At 65.4% G+C, this 14,393-nt stretch carries 17 protein-coding genes; 1 reads left to right on the forward strand and 16 read right to left on the reverse strand.

Annotation, left to right across the window (positions count from 1 at the left end; all coding sequences use genetic code 11):
• Positions 1–4: 4 nt before the first annotated feature.
• Genes QX135_RS26900 through phnG form a run of 9 tightly spaced genes read right to left on the reverse strand, consistent with a single transcriptional unit; the run spans position 5 to position 6,964 of the window.
• Entirely contained in the window at positions 5–616 is a 612-nt protein-coding gene (locus QX135_RS26900) for a pyridoxamine 5'-phosphate oxidase family protein (RefSeq protein WP_315785889.1), read from the reverse strand.
• Positions 594–1,235: a phosphonate metabolism protein/1,5-bisphosphokinase (PRPP-forming) PhnN gene (phnN, locus tag QX135_RS26905; protein ID WP_316182320.1), complete on the reverse strand. Its 642-nt coding sequence runs from the start codon at positions 1,233–1,235 to the stop codon at positions 594–596. Before phnN ends, QX135_RS26900 begins: the two co-directional genes overlap by 23 nt.
• Positions 1,232–2,389, reverse strand: a complete 1,158-nt coding sequence (locus QX135_RS26910) for an alpha-D-ribose 1-methylphosphonate 5-triphosphate diphosphatase (RefSeq protein WP_315756178.1) — start codon at positions 2,387–2,389, stop codon at positions 1,232–1,234. Before QX135_RS26910 ends, phnN begins: the two co-directional genes overlap by 4 nt.
• Positions 2,390–2,404: 15 nt before the next feature.
• Complete coding sequence (phnL, locus tag QX135_RS26915; protein WP_316182321.1) at positions 2,405–3,103, reverse strand: phosphonate C-P lyase system protein PhnL; 699 nt, start codon at positions 3,101–3,103, stop codon at positions 2,405–2,407.
• A gap of 19 nt (positions 3,104–3,122) precedes the next feature.
• Positions 3,123–3,917, reverse strand: a complete 795-nt coding sequence (gene phnK / locus QX135_RS26920) for a phosphonate C-P lyase system protein PhnK (RefSeq protein ID WP_315756180.1) — start codon at positions 3,915–3,917, stop codon at positions 3,123–3,125.
• Positions 3,910–4,794, reverse strand: coding sequence for an alpha-D-ribose 1-methylphosphonate 5-phosphate C-P-lyase PhnJ (locus tag QX135_RS26925; RefSeq protein ID WP_316182323.1), 885 nt, complete (start codon positions 4,792–4,794; stop codon positions 3,910–3,912). Before QX135_RS26925 ends, phnK begins: the two co-directional genes overlap by 8 nt.
• Positions 4,791–5,894: a carbon-phosphorus lyase complex subunit PhnI gene (locus tag QX135_RS26930; protein WP_316182325.1), complete on the reverse strand. Its 1,104-nt coding sequence runs from the start codon at positions 5,892–5,894 to the stop codon at positions 4,791–4,793. Before QX135_RS26930 ends, QX135_RS26925 begins: the two co-directional genes overlap by 4 nt.
• A 3-nt stretch (positions 5,895–5,897) precedes the next feature.
• Positions 5,898–6,509, reverse strand: a complete 612-nt coding sequence (gene phnH, locus QX135_RS26935) for a phosphonate C-P lyase system protein PhnH (RefSeq protein WP_316182327.1) — start codon at positions 6,507–6,509, stop codon at positions 5,898–5,900.
• Positions 6,509–6,964, reverse strand: coding sequence for a phosphonate C-P lyase system protein PhnG (gene phnG, locus QX135_RS26940; protein ID WP_316182437.1), 456 nt, complete (start codon positions 6,962–6,964; stop codon positions 6,509–6,511). The genes phnH and phnG overlap by 1 nt, the downstream gene beginning before the upstream one ends.
• Positions 6,965–7,082: 118 nt before the next feature.
• Between phnG and phnF the strand changes: the two genes are divergently transcribed.
• Positions 7,083–7,808, forward strand: coding sequence for a phosphonate metabolism transcriptional regulator PhnF (gene phnF, locus QX135_RS26945; RefSeq protein ID WP_316182328.1), 726 nt, complete (start codon positions 7,083–7,085; stop codon positions 7,806–7,808).
• A gap of 36 nt (positions 7,809–7,844) precedes the next feature.
• Here the strand turns inward: phnF and QX135_RS26950 are convergent, their stop codons facing one another.
• The 7 genes from QX135_RS26950 to phnE (QX135_RS26980) form a co-directional block, all read right to left on the reverse strand.
• Complete coding sequence (locus QX135_RS26950; RefSeq protein WP_316182329.1) at positions 7,845–8,687, reverse strand: phosphodiesterase; 843 nt, start codon at positions 8,685–8,687, stop codon at positions 7,845–7,847.
• Positions 8,684–9,745 carry an ABC transporter ATP-binding protein gene (locus QX135_RS26955; RefSeq protein WP_316182440.1) on the reverse strand — a complete coding sequence of 354 codons (1,062 nt, stop codon included), beginning with the start codon at positions 9,743–9,745 and terminating at the stop codon, positions 8,684–8,686. Before QX135_RS26955 ends, QX135_RS26950 begins: the two co-directional genes overlap by 4 nt.
• Before the next feature lie 5 nt (positions 9,746–9,750).
• Positions 9,751–10,536 (reverse strand): ABC transporter permease, encoded by a 786-nt coding sequence (locus tag QX135_RS26960; RefSeq protein ID WP_315741007.1) that lies wholly within the window; start codon positions 10,534–10,536, stop codon positions 9,751–9,753.
• A 4-nt stretch (positions 10,537–10,540) separates the two neighbouring features.
• Positions 10,541–11,356 (reverse strand): ABC transporter permease, encoded by an 816-nt coding sequence (locus QX135_RS26965; RefSeq protein WP_315796507.1) that lies wholly within the window; start codon positions 11,354–11,356, stop codon positions 10,541–10,543.
• Between the two features lie 52 nt (positions 11,357–11,408).
• Positions 11,409–12,416, reverse strand: coding sequence for an ABC transporter substrate-binding protein (locus tag QX135_RS26970; RefSeq protein WP_316182331.1), 1,008 nt, complete (start codon positions 12,414–12,416; stop codon positions 11,409–11,411).
• A gap of 159 nt (positions 12,417–12,575) precedes the next feature.
• Positions 12,576–13,424, reverse strand: coding sequence for a phosphonate ABC transporter, permease protein PhnE (gene phnE, locus QX135_RS26975; RefSeq protein WP_315756190.1), 849 nt, complete (start codon positions 13,422–13,424; stop codon positions 12,576–12,578).
• Positions 13,421–14,305, reverse strand: coding sequence for a phosphonate ABC transporter, permease protein PhnE (phnE, locus tag QX135_RS26980; RefSeq protein ID WP_316182332.1), 885 nt, complete (start codon positions 14,303–14,305; stop codon positions 13,421–13,423). The genes phnE (QX135_RS26975) and phnE (QX135_RS26980) overlap by 4 nt, the downstream gene beginning before the upstream one ends.
• Positions 14,306–14,393 lie beyond the last annotated feature (88 nt).

Genomic DNA, 14,393 nt, shown 5'->3' on the forward strand with positions numbered 1-14,393 from the left:
GAATTCACCACAAGGATTTCCGCGCGCGCTCGGGCCACTCGCGATCGTACGCCGCGCCGTCGATATCGTTGGCCGTCATCGCCGCAAGAATCTGTCCCGGCGTCGGCAGTTGCTGTGGGTCGACGCGCTTGTCCGGGTTCCAGAGATCGGCACGAACGATCGCGCGGGCGCATTGGAAGTAGATCTCTTCCACCGTCATGACCAGGACGGAGCGCGGCAGCTTGCCTTCCATCCGGAACGACTCCAACAGATCGGGAGCGGTCGACAGGTGACCATGCCCGTTCACACGCAGCGTATTGCCCGATCCCGGAATCAGGAACAGCAGCGCGATCCGCGGATCGCGCACAACGTTGCGCAAGGAATCCACGCGATTATTGCCGCGGCGATCCGGCATCATCAGCGTCTTGTCGTCATGGATGCGGATGAAGCCGGGAAGATCGCCGCGCGGCGAACAGTCGAGACCTTCGGGACCACACGTCGCCAGCGCCACGAAAGGCGACTTCTCGATCATGATCCGGTAGTGCGGCGTCACGCGATCAGCCACCTTCGCCGTCGATGCGAGCCCCGTCTCGCCATAGATCGCCTCGAGCTGCTCAATCGTGGTGATGATCGACATGGCCGCTTCCTCCCTCGGATCCGATCGGTTCTGCGTCGATCGGCCGCTTGATGATTTCCGCCAGCCTGCGACCGTGCGGCTCGGGATCGCCGACATTGACGATCGTTATGTCCGCCACGGCGTCTTCGCTCACCGCCCGGTGAAGACGCTCGCCGATATCGCCGTCGCTCGGACGGTGCCGCTTGCCGAGCCGTTCGGCGAGAACATCCGCCGGCGCAGTGATGGCGACGACGATGACGTCGGCATAGTCCCGGCGCGCGGCGGGAATAATCGTTCTCGAGACGTTCACGACCACGGTGCGGCCGGCCAGGATGTCATCCTTGATCGCGCGCGGCACGCCGTAGTCATGTCCGTGGGCCTCCCAATGCAGCGCGAACTCACCGGCGCCGAGCGCCTCACGAAAGGCGGACGCGCTCATCTCGAGATTATCCTCGAAAGCCGAGGCCTCGCGCGTGACGATCCGCCGCGGAAAAACGATCCGGTCATCGCTGGCGCATTCGCGGCGCGCCACGTTGAGCAAGGTGTCCTTGCCCGCGCCGCTCGGCCCGACCACCAGGATCAGGCGGCCGGGACCGAGCTTCTCGGATGTCTTCGCCGATGCAACCTCGGTTCCGCTCATGCCACCCGCTGCCCTTCCCGCCAGACGCTGCGCACGACCGACAACTGGCCCGCGACATGAACGCGGATCAAGTCCGCACGCTTGCCTGCGGCGATCTCGCCGCGATCATGCAGGCCGACGGCATCGGCGGGCGCCTTGGTGACGGTGCGGACGGCTGCGGCAAGATCGATGGAAGGCACCCGCTGCGGCAATTGCAGCGCGCCCATCAGCAGGCTCGACGGTACGTAGTCCGACGACAGAATGTCGAGCAGGCCCTCGCGCGCGAGGTCCACGGCGGCGATGTTGCCGGAGTGAGACCCGCCGCGCACGACGTTGGGAGCGCCCATCAGGATGCTGATGCCCGCCTGGTGAAGGCCCCGCGCGGCTTCCATCGTGGTTGGAAACTCCGCGACTGCGATGCCGTCCTTGATCGCGTCCGCGACGTTCTCCTCGGTGGTGTCGTCATGACTGGCCAGGGGCACGTCATGGGTCTTCGCCAGCGCAACGATGTCGCGCATGTTCGGCGCCGCATAGGCCTGCTGATAGGCGAATCGCCGCGCGAACATCACGTCGAGCTCTGCATCGGTCTTGCCGCCGCTCTTGCCGCGATAGTAGTCGCGCAGCTTGCCTTCGTCGCGAAACTGGCGCTGCCCGGGCGTATGATCCATCAGCGACATCAGCCGCACATCCGGACGCCCCGCCAGTTGCCGCGCCTCCTCGACCACGGTCGGCATCGGCACCTCGCAGCGCAGATGCAGGAAGTGATCGGACCGCAGCAACCCGCCGTCGCGCGCCGTCGCGATCGCATCCGCGAGCACATTGGCCTGGCCGTCGACGCCCTCGGCGCCCTCTTCGCTCCACACCCGCAGCGAATCCAGCACCGTCGTGATGCCCGCGGTCGCAAGCTGCCCGTCATAGGAAATGACGGCAGCAACGGGATCCCAGTAGACCTTCGGGCGCGGCACGAAATGCGCTTCGAGGTGATCAGTGTGCAGTTCGACCAGGCCGGGCATCAACAGGTCGCCGCCGGCATCCAGGCTGCCAACCGGCGCTGCCCCCTCGCCCAGTTCGGCGATCCGGCCTCCCGCGATCGCCACCCAGCCCTGCTCGACGACGCGGTCGGCGAGGACCAGCCTGGCATTTCCTATCACGAGATCGGACATGTTCGCGCTCATCTGCAATTTGTCCCTTTACGCCGCCGCGGCGAATGTCATGACGTCGACCATGCGATCCGCAATCTGCGCGCGGATCTCGTCATCATGCACGATCGCGAGCATCGCCACTCCGTCCTTCTTCTTCGCTGCGATCAGGTCGACCACGACCGCGCGGTTCGCCGCATCGAGCGACGCGGTCGGCTCGTCGAGCAACAGCACCGGAACTTCGGAGATGAAGCCGCGCGCGATGTTGACCCGCTGCTGCTCGCCGCCCGAGAAGGTCGACGGCGGCAGCGACCACAGCCGTTCGGGAATGTTCAGCCGTCGCAGCAGCCCACCCGCCCGCACCCGCGCATCGTCGCGCGGCAGGCCGGCCGCGAGCAGCGGTTCGGCAACGACATCGAGTGCAGGGACGCGCGGCACCGCGCGCAGGAATTGGCTGACATAGCCGATGGACTGCCGCCTCGCATTCAGGACCAGACGCGGCTCGGCGCCGGCGAGATTGGTCATCTCGCCCTGGTGCCGGACGCCGATGCGGCCGCCATCGCAACGGTAATTGCCGAAGATCATCTTCAGGATGGACGACTTGCCCGCGCCCGACGGTCCCGACAACACGACGCATTCGCCCGCCTTGACCTGGAACGACACGCCGCGCACCACGGGCAGCAATATGCCGCCCTGCAGATGCATGGTGAAGGTCTTCTCTGCATTCTCGACATCGATCATCACGGTCATCGCATTGGGCCCAATTGCATCATGGCGGCAGGATCGAGGACACGAGGAGCTGTGTGTAAGGCTCGCGCGGATCATCGAGCACCTGGTCGGTGAGACCGGTCTCGATCACCCGCCCCTCCTTCATGACCATCACACGATGAGACAGCAACCGCGCCACGGCCAGATCGTGGGTCACGACGATGGCAGCGAGCCCAAGCTCGTTGACGAGGCTGCGCATCAGATCGAGCAGGCGCGCCTGCACGGACACGTCGAGCCCCCCAGTCGGCTCATCCATGAACACGAGCCTGGGCTCGGTCACGAGATTGCGCGCGATCTGCAGCCGCTGCCGCATGCCACCGGAATAGGTCCGCGGCGCATCGTCGATGCGGGCGACGTCGATCTCCACGCGCGCGAGCCATGACGAGGCGGTCTGCCTGATCCTGCCATAGTTATTCCAGCCGACCGCCATCAGCCGCTCGCCGACATTGGCGCCCGCCGAAACCGCCATGCGCAGGCCTTGCGCCGGGTCCTGATGGACATAGCCCCAATCGGTGCGGAACAGAAAACGGCGTTCGGCCTCGCCGAGCCCGGCAAGATCGCGCAGCACCCCGTCACGCATCCGATAGGACACGCGGCCAGCCGTCGGCGCCAGTTGCGCCGACAACATCTGCAGAAGCGTCGATTTGCCCGAGCCGGACTCGCCGACAATGGCGAGCACCTCGCCGGGATAGAGCACGAACGAGACATCGCGGCACGCCGCCAACCGGCCATAGCTCTTTGCAAGCCCTTCGGCGACGAGCAGCGGCTGATCGGAGGCTCTGATCATCTCAGCCATGGGCGCCCTCCTTGTGCGGGGCGGCGCTCTGCGCGCCATGATGTCCGGACGCCTGGCGGCCCTCGCAGTAGTCGGTGTCTGAGCAGACGAACATGCGGCTGCCCTTGTCGTCGGTCACGATCTCGTCCAGATAGGAATCCTCCGCGCCGCACAGCGCGCAGGGCGCGTCGAACTTGTAACGCGTAAACGGATGGTCCTCGAAGTCCAGCGAGACGACCGACGTATAGGGCGGAATGGCGTAGATTCGCTTCTCGCGTCCCGCGCCGAACAATTGCAGCGCCGGGCAATTGTCCATCTTGGGATTGTCGAACTTCGGCGTCGGCGACGGATCCATCACGTAGCGCGCATTGACCTTGACCGGATAGGCGTAGGACGTCGCGATGTGACCGAAGCGTGCGATGTCCTCATAGAGCTTGACGTGCATCAGTCCATACTCGGCCAGCGCATGCATGCGGCGGGTCTCGGTCTCGCGCGGCTCGAGAAAGCGCAGCGGCTCCGGGATCGGCACCTGATAGACCAGCACCTGCCCCTCGTGAAGCGGCGCCTCGGGAATTCGGTGACGGGTCTGAATCACGCTCGCCTCTTCCGTCGACGTCGTGGTCGCGACGCCCGCGGTCTTGGCGAAGAACTTGCGAATCGAGATCGCATTGGTCGTATCGTCCGAGCCCTGGTCGATGACCTTGAGCACGTCGTCGGGACCGAGAATGGCGGCGGTGACCTGTACGCCGCCGGTGCCCCAGCCATAGGGCATCGGCATCTCGCGGCTCGCGAACGGCACCTGATAGCCGGGAATCGCGATCGCCTTCAGGATCGCGCGGCGGATCATCCGCTTGGTCTGCTCGTCGAGATAAGCGAAGTTGTACGTCGGCGCGTTCATTCCGCAGCTTCCTTCAATTCAGGAGCGGCATTGGCCTCGGCGAACTCCTGGCGCAGCTTGCGCAGCAGGCCGAGCTCGGACTGGAAGTCGACATAGTGCGGCAGCTTCAGATGCTCGACGAACCCGGTCGCCTGCACATTGTCGGAGTGCGACATCACGAACTCCTCATCCTGCGCCGGTGCAACCATATCCTCGCCCAGCTCGCGCGCGCGCAGGGCGCGGTCGACCAGGGCCATCGACATCGTCTTGCGCTCGCTCTGCCCGAAGGCGAGACCGTAACCGCGCGTGAAGCACGGCGGCTCGGTGGCCGACCCCTTGAACTGGTTCACCATCTGGCATTCGGTCAGCTCGACCGATCCGAGCGGCACCGCAAAGCCAATCTCCTCGGCCACGAACTCGACCTCGACTTCGCCGAAGCGGATCTCGCCGGCGAAGGGATGGTTGCGGCCATAGCCGCGCTGGGTCGAGTAGCCGAGCGCGAGCAGAAACCCCTCGTCACCGCGTGCGAGATTCTGCAACCGCAGATCACGATCGGCGGGAAAGCCTAGGGGATCGCGGGTGAGATCGCCGACCGGCGCGCCAACCTCGGCTTGCGGCGACGGCTCGATCAAGCCGTCCTGGCCGAGAATGTCGGTGACACGTGGCGTCGGCGCATTCGGCGCCTCGGCGCGGGCCGGCGGCTCCGGCTCGGCGCCTGCCGCCAACTGCGGATCGAGCAGCCGATGCGTATAGTCGAAGGTCGGCCCGAGCACCTGGCCGCCGGGAATGTCCTTGAAGGTCGACGAGACGCGCCGCTGCACCCGCATCGCGCCGGTGTCGACCGGCTCGCTTGCGCCGAAGCGCGGCAAGGTCGCGCGGAAGGCGCGCACCAGGAAGATCGCCTCGATCAGATCGCCACGCGCCTGCTTGATTGCGAGCGCCGCGAGCTCGCGGTCGTACAGCGAGCCTTCGCTCATCACGCGATCGACGGCAAGCCCCAACTGCTCGGAGATCTGCGCCAGCGACAGCTCCGGCACGTCGCGATCACCCCGGCGCTCATGCGCCAGCAGCCGGTGCGCGTTCTCGATGGCGCGCTCGCCACCTTTCACGGCGACATACATGCCTTACTCTCCTGCGGAAACGAGTCGTGTCGTCCGCGGGATGGCGACGATGGACGAACCATCGACCAGCACCACATCGACACCACGCGGAAACAGCTTCTCATTGATCGACAGCCGCTCGAACAGGTCGGCGGGTGCGACCGTTGCGCGGAACGATGTCGTCCCGTCGATGCCTGGACCGCGCAGCTTGAACACCGGCCCTCCGGACAAGCTCGGCACCTGCAGGATCAGCGTCGTCGAGCGATCGGGGTATTCAGCACTGCCGAGCGCGAATGAATTCAGATCAGGCAGCGCTTCGGGGTCCGCCGCCACTGCAAAGCAGGCGAGCGCGGCATCGGCGACGATCGGCGCCCCGGTGTGAAACTTGAGCCAGGCGCCGACCTCGGGCGTGCCGGCGAGCGGCGCATCGAGCCAGATCGGCGTATCGTGATCGAACAGCGTCAACGCGATCGCGGCGGCACCAGGCATCAAGGACGACGGCCGGCCGACATTGACCTCGACCTGCCGCACATTTCCCGGACGCGCCATGGCCTCCATGACGGTACGGAAGGTCGATTGCGCGGACAGGACATTGTCGGCGAAACCAGGCTGCAGATCGGAAGCGGCAGCAGCCATCAGCCTTCTCCTCGCACCATCGTATAGAAATCGACACGCGTGGCCGCAGCCTCCTCTGCGCGGTGCTGGCGCGAAGTGCGCATCTGCGCCTGCAGCGGCGCAACCACCTGCGTCTCGATCGATCGCGTGTGGCTTGATGACTGGATCATCGCGTCACACAGCGCCATCAGACGCGCCTTGGCGGCGTCGCGTCCCAGCACATAGCCGAACCCGACCTCGCCGCTCTCCAGCCGTACCGCGGCGCGCGACACCGTCGCCTCGCCGACATTGAACGGCGCTCCATCACCGCCGATCCGGCCCCGCAGCATCACGAGGCCATTCTCCGCCGGGCGCAGGTCGCGATGCTCAGGCAGCGCGAGGCCATTGAGCCTGGCGCGGATGTCCGCATGCGAGGCATGCGCCAATACCCTCATCGCCGCCCTGCGCCGGTCCTGCATCGCAGTCTTGCCGTCCATCTTCATCCCGATCTTGCCGTTACGAAGTTGTCTATGTTAATAGACAACTTCGTAACGAAGCGCCATGACTGTTTGATGACATGGACGTGATTTCGAGGCCGGAGAGCGGGGAGCCGCGATGAGCATGCTTGGCGCGGATTCGGGCGTGGCGCTGTGGCGGCGGGTGGCCGACGGCATCGAGCGCGACATCGCCGACGGCCGCTTCGCCGCCGGCACGCGCCTGCCCGGCGAGACCGAGATCGCCGAAACCTACCGCGTCAACCGTCATACGGTACGACGCGCGCTCGCGACCTTGGCGCAGCGCGGCCTCGTGCGCGCCGAGCGCGGCAGCGGCACCTATGTCGAAGCGCCTCGTCTGTCATATCCCCTGAGATCGCGAACCAGGTTCTCCGAGATCGTGGGCGCCGGCGGGCGTGAGCCTCGCGGGCAGTTGATCGCAGCGTCCGAAGAGCCCGCAACGCGCGAACTCGCGCGCGAGCTGCGATTGAAGACGGGTGCTCCGCTGGTCCGAATCGATGCACTGCGTCTTGCCGACAAGACCCCCATCTGCGTCAGCACGTCCTGGCTGTCGTCCGAGCGATTTCCCGAGGCCGGTCACATCTTCGCGTCGGTCCGCTCGATGACGGCGCTGCTCGCGCATTACGGCATTCGCGACTATCGCCGCGGCACGACCAGGATCACGGCAGCCATCGCCGACGCAAGCGACGCCGCACGGCTCGACCTCGCGATTGGGCGCCCGGTGCTGGTCGTCGACAGCATCGACATCGATGCCGATGCGACGCCACTCGTCAGCAAGCGCTCGCGCTTCGCCGCGGAGCGCGTGACGTTCGAGGTCGAGAGCTAGACCAGACGTCCACCGCCTTGTCATGTGCTTGTGCGCTTAGTCGATGAGCGTGCCGTCTTGATTGAAGAACGGATGCGGCCCGTCGAAATCCCCGATCGGCACCTGATGAGTGACGACCGTTCCGAATCCCGGTCCTGGAAACCAGGCATGAAGGTGAAAGGCCGGCGGCTCGATCCGGAAGGATGGGGGTCGAAGCTCGGCCAGGTCGAGCGCGACGGCATGGTTCGGTGCCGGGCAAATCGCACAGGGAATGCCGGCAAACCGGGTCAGTGCCGCGCGGTGGACGTGACCGCATCCGATCAGTTGCACCCGCGGATGGCGCGTGAGGATGGCCGCGAGATCGTCGGCGTTGCGCAGGTTCTGCCGGTCCATGTGCCAGATGCCAGTGGCGAACGGCGGATGATGCAGAAACAGCAAGGCCGGCTTTTCGCTGGAGGCGGACAGCGTGGCGTCGAGCCATTGGAGACTCGCCTCATCGAGCTCGCCATGCGGATGGCCGGGCACGCTGGAATCGAGCAGAAGCAGATCGAGATCGGCCAACGCCACATGCCGGTTCAGCGGACCGGTAGGTCCACCATGGAGAGTGCCCGGAAACGCCGCGCGCATCAGCTCGCGTGAATCGTGATTGCCGGGCACGGCGGCGAATGGAATCTCGAGTTCGCCGAGAAGATCCTTGAGATGATCGTACTCGGCCGGCGACGGCGTATCGGCGAGATCGCCCGAGATCACCACCAGATCGAGCTTCGGCTCGAACCGGTTGAGTTCCGCGATGCTACGGGCCAGCGCACGCGCCGTATCGACCCGGCGGTAGGCGAGCCGGCCGGGCGCCTTGATGTGCAGATCGGAAATCTGTGCGATGGTGACGGGACGCCTGGTCATGCTGATCCGCCTTGCTCCGGCAGCAGACGAATGGCGCTCGGCTCAATCGACAGGCCGATCCGCTCACCCGCGCTGACCTTGATCGTATTCGGTGCGTCCACCGTCAGTGGAACGGTGGCGGCGTCGCGGACGATGATCCGCTGGCGATCACCGGCGAAGCGGACGCTGTCGACGAGGCCGGTCAGGCACGATGCCGCCGCGTCGACGATTCCGATCGTTTCCGGTCGAACCATCGCCATCGCCTTGCTGCGCGAGCCAGCCTCGGCGATCCGCTGTCTCCCTCCGGGCAGAACGAGGTGGTCGCCGTCGATCGGAGCCTCGATGATGTTGGCCGCGCCGACGAACTCCGCGACGAAGCGGTCGGCTGGCGTGAAATAGATCTCGCGCGGCGTCCCGACCTGGGCGATGGCGCCCTTGCGCATGACCACGATGCGGTCCCCGAGCTCCATGGCTTCGGCCTGGTCATGCGTGACGTAGATTGCCGTGATTCCGAGCGTACGCAACAGGCCGTTGAGCTCGCCGCGCAGGCGCTCTCGCAAGGCCGCATCGAGCGCGGTGAGCGGCTCGTCGAGCAGCAGCACGCTCGGCCGTATCGCGACCGCGCGCGCCAGCGCGACGCGCTGGCGCTGGCCGCCCGAGAGCTGATCGATTCGCCGATCTTCGAGGCCGGCGAGGTTGGTCAGCGTGACCAGCTCCGCGACCCGCGCGGCGCGCTCCGGCTTAGGCACGCCGCGGATCTTGAGCCCGTAGCCGATATTGTCCGCGACGGTCATGTTGGGGAACAGCGCGTAGGATTGAAACACCATGCCGACGTTGCGCTTCTCGATCGGCTGCCTCGTCAGATCCTTGCCGTCGAAAAGCACGCGCCCGCCCGCATCGGGTGTTTCGAGCCCGGCCACGATCCGCAGCAACGTGGTCTTGCCGCAGCCGGACGGCCCAAGCAGCACCAGCGTCTCGCTCTGCGCGATGTCGAGCGTGGCGCGCGCGAGCGCGCAGGTCCCGTCGGCAAAGGTCTTGCCGCAATTCTCGACCTTCAGCGCGGCTCCATGCCGGGTCATCGTGCTCACCGCAGGCTCCCTCTCTCGCCGATCCATTGCATGGCCACCAGCAGCGGGATGATCATGACGAAGAAGATCAGCGTGTAGGCGGATGCGACCTCCAGCCGCATCGATGCGTAGCTGTCGGCGAGGCCGACCGGCAGCGTCTTGGTCAGCGGCGTATGCAACATCCAGGTCAAGTTGAATTCTCCGAGGGATAGCGTCACCACCATGAGGCTGCCGGCCAGGATCCCCGGCGCGGCATTGGGAACGATGACATCGATGAAGCGGCGCCATGGCGCCGCCCCGACCGACGCGGCGCCCTCATCGAGCGACTTGACGTCGATGGTCGCGAACACAGCCATCACGGAGCGCACCATGAAAGGCATCGTGAAGATCACATGGCCGGCGAGGATGAACAGCCATGAGCGACGGAAGCTGCCGAAGCCACCATAGGTGAGCAGCAGCGCCAGCGCGATGGCGAGCCCGGGAATCGCGAGCGGCAAGGTGATGATCTCCTCGACCAGCCGCGCCAGCCGTCCGCCGCGAACGTAGAGCGCGTAGGCAGCGGGAACACCGACCACGAGCGTGACCGCCAGCGTGCCCAGCGCGATCAGGATCGATGCCATGATCGTGCCCGCGTAGAGCTCCCAGACCTGGGCTACCCACTGCAGCGTCACGCCGGACTGAATGCCGCGGAAGTAGTTGACGGTCACGCCCGCGGCGATCGAAAGGCCGGCCGGCACGGCCAGGAAGGCGGCGACCAGAAGTGTGAACAGCAGTTGAAGGATGAAGATGACTCTGTCGCGCACGTGCCTACCCTGCCGCTGCCACCGAGCTGCCGGCGAAGGAGCGCGCCAATGCGAGCATCAGCCAGGTCATCAGGCCAAGGCCGACCGAGAGCGCCGCCGAGGTGGCCAGGTTTCCGGCCAGCGTGAACTCCGTGTAGATCAGCATCGGCAACACGTCGATGTTCGTGGCCAAGGTGAATGCCGTTCCGAACGCGCCCATCGCCGTCGCGAACGCGATCGCGCCGGACGCGATCAGCGCCGGGGTCAGCGCCGGCAGGATCACGTCGCGCAGCACGGCCCAGGGGCTCGCGCCGAGCGATCGGGCCGCCTCCTCCAAACCGGGGTCCAGCTTCTGCGCGGCAGCCATAATCGTGAGGATCACCCGCGGAATCGAGAAATAGAGATAACCGAGGAACAGCCCGTAGATCGAATAAGCGAATACGAGCTTGTCGCCGGTGAGCCGGGACGAGACCTCCCCGATCATCCCCTGGCGGCCAGCCAGAAGGATGATCATGAAGCCGACCACGACGCCCGGGAACGCGAGCGGAAACGTCAGGATCGCGACCAGGACCGCGCGGCCCGGAAACCGGTGACGCTGCAGGAACAGGCCGGCGATCGTCGCAATGACCAGGGTTGCAATCGTGGTGGCCGCCGCCAGCGTCAGCGTGTTGAGAAGTGTCGTGCGGTAGCGCGGCTCGAGGATGATCGCGAGATATTCGGCCAGACCGTGCGGTCCCTCGGCGCCGGTGACGAGCAGCCTCGCCATCGGCAACAGAAAGAATGCCGAGGTGACGGCTCCCAGGGGCAGCAAACAGAGCCGGACGAAGGATTTGTGCGACATATGATCAAGTGCACCTCCACCGGATCGTCTCCGGCGGAGGCGCGGTGCTCCTTCAACGGACTTCGGACAGATAGCGATCGACGAAGCCCTTTTGCGCGGCTTCCATATCGCCCCAGTTCACGCTCTTGGCGCGAGCGTAGTCGCTGTCCGGCAGGAACTTGTTCTTCACCGAGCCCGGCAGCTCGATCGGACGCGCTGGACGCAGATAGGCATTGGTCCAGATCGCCTGGCCCTTGTCGGAGAGCAGATAGTCGATGACCTTCTTCGCTTTGTCCTTGTCGGGCGCGTTCTTCACCAGGCCGACCACATAGGGGAAGACCACCGAGCCCTCGCAGGGAATGACGAACTCGAAATTGCCCTTCTCGGTATACTTCGCGCGGTAGGCGTTGAAGTCGTAGTCGAACAGGATCGGGATCTCGCCCGAGACGACGCGCGCATAGGACGTCTGCTTCGGCACGATCGGATCATTCTTGCGCAGATCCTTGAAGAACGTAAGGGCCGGCTCGAAATCGGCCTGCGAACCGCCGAGCGCGAGGTTGACGGCAACGGCGCCGACATAGCCGACGGCCGCCGAGCTCGGATCGAGATAGCCCACCATGCCCTTGTAGTCGGGCTTGAGCAGATCCTTCCAGCAGGCCGGAACAGGCTTGCCGCCGAGCGCGTCCTTGTTCACGAACAGGCCGAGCGTGCCGGAGTGGATCGTAGTCCAGTAGCCATCCGCATCCTTCAAGCCGGCGGGGACCTGATCCCAGTTCGCGGGCTTGTAAGCCTCAAGCGCGTCCTGCGCCTTCGCCTTCATGCCGAAGGTGACGCCGAAATAGCCGATGTCGCCGACGGGGTTGCTCTTTTCGGCGAGGATCTGCGCCAGCGCCTGGCCGGAGTTCTTATTGTCGTGTGGAATGTCGTAGCCGAGATCGGTCTTGATCGCCTTGAGCATCGAGGCCCAGTCGGCCCATTCCGGCGGGCAGTTGTAGCAGATGACGTCCGCGGCCTTGGCCGGCTGCCACGACGCGGCAACACACAGCGCGAGAAGAGCGAGAACGAGGCGGGTGACCTTCATGAAGACAGACTCCGTATTCCCTGGCACGGCGGCCAGTTCCGGAGCTTCCCCTAACGGCCGCACATGAAGGATTTGCGACAGAAAGTGCAGTGCACACAGCCAAAGCCGCACCTTGATCGTTCGTCAACGAACGATCGCAACCTTCAGATGCCGCGACGTTCAAGCGACGGCGCGGCGACCGATGATCGCAAAGCGCAGCTTGCCCGAGATCCAGTCGATCGCGGCCACCGCCACCAGGATCATCAGGATCAGGAACGACACCTTCTGCCATTCCAGCACGCGGATCTGCTCGGCCAGTTGTAGCCCGATGCCGCCCGCGCCGACGATGCCGATGATCGTCGCCGAGCGCGTGTTGGATTCGATGAAGTAGAGCACCTGGCCGGCAATCACCGGAAGAACCTGCGGCAGCAGGCCGAAGCGGATCTCGTGCAACGCGCTGCCGCCGGCCGCACGCACGCCCTCAACCTGCTTCCGGTCGGCGCTCTCCATCGCCTCCGAGAACAGCTTGCCGAGCGCACCGAAATCCGAAACCGCAATCGCCAGCACGCCGGCGAAGGGCCCGAGGCCGACGACGTTGATCCAGACCAGCGCCCAGATCAGCGTGTCGACGCCGCGAATGGTGTCGAACAGGCGACGCACCGGAAAGCGGAAGACGGCCGACGGGACGATATTCCTGGCCGCAAGCAGGCTGACCGGAAGCGCGAAGACGGCCGCCAAGGTGGTGCCGAGCACCGCGATCGAGAGCGTCTCGCCGAGCGCCTTGAGATAGATCGGAAGCGACGAGCCAGGATCTGGCGGCAGCATCATTCGCGCGATCCAGCCGAGCTGGCCGAGGCCGGACAGCATCCGCGACGGCGAGAAGTCGAGATCGACGAGACCAAAGACGAAGATGGCCAGAGCCAGCAGCAGCACGACCGGCGTTGCGAAACGTGCGGACAGGGACCGATTGAAAATATGCGGGTAGCGCTCGGCAAGCTGCTTCGCGTCCGGTGAGCCGGAGATGCTCATGTGCGGGCCTCCGAGCCGAACAGGCGGCCGCGTAGCCAGCCGGTGCCGATATCGATCAGGAACACCGTGACCACGATCATGACGAGTATGGCGCTGACGTCGGAATAGTAGAACTTGCGGATCGCGACCACGAGCTCCTGGCCGATGCCGCCGGCGCCGACGAAGCCCATCACGGAAGCCTCGCGCACGTTGATCTCGAAGCGCAGCAAGGTGTAGCTGGAGAGACCCGCAATAACCTGAGGGAGCACGGCAAATCGCATGCAAGACAGCCAGCTCGCGCCGGTGGCGCGCACGCCCTCGACCGGCTTCATGTCGGCATTCTCAACGACCTCGGAGAACAGCTTGCCGAGCGCACCGCTCGAATGAAGGGCGATGGCGAGCACGCCCGGGATCGGCCCAAGCCCGAAAGCAATGACGAAGATCAGGGCGAACACGACGCTCGGAACGGTGCGGGCGAATTCCAGGAGCCGGCGCACCGTGAAGCGGATCCACGGCGCGGGCGAGGTGTTCTCGGCGGCGAGGAAGTTGAGACCGAATGCGACGAGCATTCCGGCCATCGTGCCGACGTAGCTGATCAGCAGCGTCTCTGCCAGCAGCTTGATCCACTTCTTGAAGCCCCAGAACCATTCGGGCAGATTGGTCCAGACCCGCTGCCCGTCGTCGAGCGTGAAGATGCGATCGAAGTAGCTGATGAAGTTGCCGAAGTAGGTATAGAACGTCCGCAGATTGACCTCGGCACCGATGGCCGCGGCGAAGAGCACCGCCAGGAATACCATGGCGGACAGGGCAAGACGCAATCGACGGCGCGAAACGGCCCGCCGATAGGTCTCGTTCAGAGCCGCAAGCTGCTGGCTCGGAAGGATCGAAACGGCAACAGCCATCGGCTTCGTGCTGCTCTTGGTTCGGACGTGTGAGGGATTCTTCAACGGACGAGCCGGGCCCCACGGGACCCGGCTCACCATCGATGGA

This window comes from Bradyrhizobium sp. SZCCHNR1098 (assembly GCF_032489375.1).
GTDB lineage: Bacteria > Pseudomonadota > Alphaproteobacteria > Rhizobiales > Xanthobacteraceae > Bradyrhizobium.

What these genes read in the sequence shown, in the direction of transcription:
- phnE (WP_316182332.1), bottom strand. Translation starts at nt 14,305, where the DNA reads ATGGCTGTTGCCGTTTCGATCCTTCCGAGCCAGCAGCTTGCGGCTCTG.
- QX135_RS26930 (WP_316182325.1), bottom strand. Translation starts at nt 5,894, where the DNA reads ATGTATGTCGCCGTGAAAGGTGGCGAGCGCGCCATCGAGAACGCGCAC.
- QX135_RS26925 (WP_316182323.1), bottom strand. Translation starts at nt 4,794, where the DNA reads ATGAACGCGCCGACGTACAACTTCGCTTATCTCGACGAGCAGACCAAG.
- QX135_RS26950 (WP_316182329.1), bottom strand. Translation starts at nt 8,687, where the DNA reads ATGACCAGGCGTCCCGTCACCATCGCACAGATTTCCGATCTGCACATC.
- QX135_RS26970 (WP_316182331.1), bottom strand. Translation starts at nt 12,416, where the DNA reads ATGAAGGTCACCCGCCTCGTTCTCGCTCTTCTCGCGCTGTGTGTTGCC.
- QX135_RS26965 (WP_315796507.1), bottom strand. Translation starts at nt 11,356, where the DNA reads ATGTCGCACAAATCCTTCGTCCGGCTCTGTTTGCTGCCCCTGGGAGCC.
- phnK (WP_315756180.1), bottom strand. Translation starts at nt 3,917, where the DNA reads ATGGCTGAGATGATCAGAGCCTCCGATCAGCCGCTGCTCGTCGCCGAA.
- QX135_RS26900 (WP_315785889.1), bottom strand. Translation starts at nt 616, where the DNA reads ATGTCGATCATCACCACGATTGAGCAGCTCGAGGCGATCTATGGCGAG.
- phnH (WP_316182327.1), bottom strand. Translation starts at nt 6,509, where the DNA reads ATGGCTGCTGCCGCTTCCGATCTGCAGCCTGGTTTCGCCGACAATGTC.
- phnN (WP_316182320.1), bottom strand. Translation starts at nt 1,235, where the DNA reads ATGAGCGGAACCGAGGTTGCATCGGCGAAGACATCCGAGAAGCTCGGT.
- QX135_RS26910 (WP_315756178.1), bottom strand. Translation starts at nt 2,389, where the DNA reads ATGAGCGCGAACATGTCCGATCTCGTGATAGGAAATGCCAGGCTGGTC.
- phnE (WP_315756190.1), bottom strand. Translation starts at nt 13,424, where the DNA reads ATGAGCATCTCCGGCTCACCGGACGCGAAGCAGCTTGCCGAGCGCTAC.
- phnG (WP_316182437.1), bottom strand. Translation starts at nt 6,964, where the DNA reads ATGGACGGCAAGACTGCGATGCAGGACCGGCGCAGGGCGGCGATGAGG.
- phnL (WP_316182321.1), bottom strand. Translation starts at nt 3,103, where the DNA reads ATGACCGTGATGATCGATGTCGAGAATGCAGAGAAGACCTTCACCATG.
- phnF (WP_316182328.1), top strand. Translation starts at nt 7,083, where the DNA reads ATGAGCATGCTTGGCGCGGATTCGGGCGTGGCGCTGTGGCGGCGGGTG.
- QX135_RS26955 (WP_316182440.1), bottom strand. Translation starts at nt 9,745, where the DNA reads ATGACCCGGCATGGAGCCGCGCTGAAGGTCGAGAATTGCGGCAAGACC.